4 protein-coding genes are annotated in these 3,207 nt (G+C 75.4%); 3 read left to right on the top strand and 1 reads right to left on the bottom strand.

Going from position 1 to position 3,207, the window contains the following annotated elements; translation table 11 throughout:
• Window positions 1-152: 152 nt before the first annotated feature.
• The gene (locus ACIQOV_RS34250; protein ID WP_401054700.1) at window positions 153-866 is read left to right on the top strand and encodes a class I SAM-dependent methyltransferase; all 714 of its coding nucleotides are present in this window, start codon (window positions 153-155) and stop codon (window positions 864-866) included.
• A gap of 30 nt (window positions 867-896) precedes the next feature.
• On the opposite strand, the gene ACIQOV_RS34255 is transcribed toward ACIQOV_RS34250, so the two are convergent.
• Window positions 897-1,388, bottom strand: a complete 492-nt coding sequence (locus tag ACIQOV_RS34255; protein ID WP_401054702.1) for a MarR family transcriptional regulator — start codon at window positions 1,386-1,388, stop codon at window positions 897-899.
• A gap of 99 nt (window positions 1,389-1,487) precedes the next feature.
• Here ACIQOV_RS34255 and ACIQOV_RS34260 point away from each other — a divergent pair, with 99 nt between their 5' ends.
• Complete coding sequence (locus tag ACIQOV_RS34260) at window positions 1,488-1,871, top strand: 4-oxalocrotonate tautomerase family protein (protein WP_401054704.1); 384 nt, start codon at window positions 1,488-1,490, stop codon at window positions 1,869-1,871.
• Between the two features lie 467 nt (window positions 1,872-2,338).
• On the top strand, window positions 2,339-3,106 hold the full coding sequence (locus ACIQOV_RS34265) for a hypothetical protein (RefSeq protein WP_401054705.1): 768 nt from the start codon (window positions 2,339-2,341) through the stop codon (window positions 3,104-3,106).
• Window positions 3,107-3,207: the final 101 nt, after the last annotated feature.

Genomic DNA, 3,207 nt, shown 5'->3' on the forward strand with positions numbered 1-3,207 from the left:
CCCTTTCCCGGCCCGGGGCGGGGGTGGCGCCACGCGCCCGCCCGGGCCCGGAACACCTCTGTCGCACGGCGCCCCAGCGGCCCCAACAGCCCACCGCACAGCGGCTTTCGCGCCCGGGGCGCCCGCCCGCCGGACGGCCTACGCTCGGCGGAATGAACCGTACGATCCGCACCACCGAAGACGTCCTCGCCCTCCTCGACGGCCTTTTCCCGCCGGCCGAACCGTTCTGGGACCGGTTCTACGCGGACCGGTCCGCCGACCGCCCGTTCTTCACGCCGAAACCGGACGAGAACCTGGCCTCCTACCTGGACCGCGGCCTGCTCGCCCCCGGCCGGGCGCTCGACCTCGGCTGCGGCGCCGGCCGCAACGCCGTCCACCTGGCCTCGCTCGGCTTCGAGGTGGACGCCGTCGACCTCTCCGCCACCGCCGTGACCTGGGCCGAGGAGCGCGCCCGCGAGGCCGGCGCGGGCACCGGCCTGCGGTTCCACCGGGCGAGCATCTTCGAGGCCCGGCTCCCCCACGCCCACTACGACCTGGTCTACGACTCCGGCTGCCTGCACCACCTCCCGCCGCACCGCCGGGTCAGCTACCTGGCCCTGCTCGACCGGGTGCTGGCACCGGGCGGGCACTTCGCCGTCACCGCCTTCGCGGCCGGCGCGACGGGCTCCGAGCGGACCGACGAGGAGCTCTACCGGCTCGGCGCCCTGGAGGGCGGCCTGGCGTACTCGCCGGACGAACTCCGCTCGCTGTTCCGCGAGTTCACCCCGCTGGAGATCCGCCCGATGGCCGCCCAGGGCCCCGGTTCGACGCTGTTCGGCGTCCCCTTCCTCCTCACCGCGCTCTTCCGCCGGGCTCCCGGCCGCTGACCGGCCTCCCGCCCGGCGCACCGGCCGCCGTCAGTCCCGCTCCCGCCCCACCGCCGCCTCGTACGCCAGCAGCGTGTCCACCACCAGGCGCCGCTGCGCCGCGTCGAGCGGCCCGAGGGCCGTGCGCCAGGCGACGGCCCCCGGGGCGAGCCAGGCCTCGATGGCGGGCAGCCGGGCGGGGGCGATCGCGACGATGCGGCGCCGGCGGTCGGCCTCGTCCTCGCGCCGTTCGAGGATGCCCTGCCGGCCGAGGTCGCCGACCATCAGGCTGACCGTGGTGGGGGCGACCTCCAGCCGGGCGGCGAGGTCGTTCACGCCCATCGGTCCGTCCAGCAGCAGGCAGGCCAGCAGCGACAGGTGGCGGGGCGCCAGTGCGAGGCCGCGCAGCGGCTCGGGGACGGGGATCCGCTTGGCCCGCCCGACCAGCCGGGGCATCAGCAGCAGCATCGACCGCACCGCGTCGTCGAGCCCCGCCCCGGTCGACGACGGCGTGTTCCGCGATTCCCCTTCGGCCGTTGACATCGCACACCCCTCCTCGGTTACCTTTGACATCAAAGCTGTTTTACATGCAAAGCGAACCCGTCAGCCCATGGTACGAACCGAGCCGAACGGAGCTCCACCATGCCGCACCTGAGCCTGCACATCCGCGAGGAGTCCCTCGACCCCGAGGTCGAGCGGGCCCTCATCGCCGGCCTCACCGAGGCCGTCACCTCCGTCTTCGGCGAACGGGTCCGCCCGCTGGTCGCGGTCGAGCTGATCGGGGTCCCCCAGCGCCGCCGGGGCATCGGCGGACTGCCGACCGAGGAGGTCGCACCGGTGGTCCTGCTGAGCCTGCGGGAGGCGGCCTACCACCTGCCGCAGGTGCCCGACGCGCCCGCCCGTCTGGTCGCGGCGGCCACCGCGGCGATCACCGGCGCGCTCGGCGAGGTCGTCGGACGGCAGACCGTGGTCACCCTCGACGGCGTCCCGGCGGGCCGCTCCGGGATCGGCGGCCGGGTCGCCTGACCGGGGCCGCCCGCGGATCCGTCGCACGGCACCGCGCACCCGCCCCCACCAGCCCGGATGCGCCGCCCCGGCCCGCGCACGGAGGCGGTCGCGCGCCCCTGGAACCCTCCGCGCCCCGCCCACCGCACTCCTCCGAGCCCGGTCACATTCACCCCATGAGCCCCACCAGTCCCAAAGGGAATCCGGGCCTCCGGCCGGAACCCGGCTTTGCGACCGGCGGTCCGGTGGCATAGGTTTCGACCGCCGTCGACACACCATCGACCCTGACCGGCCATCAGTCACGGGGCGGACAGCGGGGCGAGGGGCCAGGCGGCCGCATGCACAGGGGAGGAGCTGCCATGCCGCAAGCCCGCGACCACGGGTCGACCGGGCGGCGGGGACGGACGGACGGCGCCGCGCACCAGCGGCCCACGGCCGGTGCGCGCCCGACCCCCGCCCACGCCACCGGACATCCGAGGAACCGTCAGTTGCGCACCACCAGAGTCGTCACCGCCACCGCCGCAGCCCTCGTCTGCCTGGGCGCCCTCAGCGCCTGCGGGCCGGACAACGGCAGCCAGGACGCCAACCCCGCCCTCCCCGCCGCCACCACCGGGCCCAGCGTCAACCCCAACAAGCCCAGCGGGTCCGACAAGGGCATCCCGGACAAGGCCTGGATGGACACCAAGAGCATCCCGATGGACGAGAGTTACCACTACACGCCGCTGGCGGCCAACGCCAAGCAGCTCTCCGGCCAGGTCCAGTTCAAGGGCATGGAGCTGTGCCGCGCCGCGGTCGCGAAGGACGACGAGCCGCTGTTCACCGGCACCGCCTCCGCCCGGGCCTCGGTCGGCTTCGGCGGGGACCGCTGGACGGCCGAGCAGACCCTGCTGTTCCACGGCGACCCGACCCGCAGCAGCGGCGCCAAGCAGAGCACCAACCTGGCCGAGGGGCGTCTGACGGAGGCGCTCAAGTCCTGCGCCAAGACCGCGCCCGGCGCCACCGTGAAGGTCGACAGCGCCCCGGACGCGCCCTACTTCGCCGCCGTCCTGACCGTCCCGCAGGCCGACGGCAGCACCGTCACCCTGCACGAGTACGTGGTCAGCGACGGCGGTGCGGTCAGCGAACTGGCGGTCTGGGCCACCACCAAGGCCGGCGCCCAGCCCAAGGACGCCTGGAAGGCCCCCGAGGACAAGTACGTCGGCACCGGCATGACCGCGCCGATGTGCGAGGCCCTCCCGGGCTGCGACGGGCACTGACGCCCGACGGGCCCTGACAGGCCGCGGACGGCCGGCGCCGCCGGCGCCGCCGGCGCCCGCGGCGCCCCGCAGACGGCCGCCCGGCCCGTCCGGAACAGGGG

Origin of the sequence: Kitasatospora sp. NPDC091257 (assembly GCF_044757675.1) — a bacterium.
Taxonomy (GTDB): domain Bacteria; phylum Actinomycetota; class Actinomycetes; order Streptomycetales; family Streptomycetaceae; genus Kitasatospora; species Kitasatospora lactacystinica.

Coding starts and splice junctions, on each gene's coding strand:
- ACIQOV_RS34250 (WP_401054700.1), top strand. CDS start 153: ATGAACCGTACGATCCGCACCACCGAAGACGTCCTCGCCCTCCTCGAC.
- ACIQOV_RS34255 (WP_401054702.1), bottom strand. CDS start 1,388: ATGTCAACGGCCGAAGGGGAATCGCGGAACACGCCGTCGTCGACCGGG.
- ACIQOV_RS34260 (WP_401054704.1), top strand. CDS start 1,488: ATGCCGCACCTGAGCCTGCACATCCGCGAGGAGTCCCTCGACCCCGAG.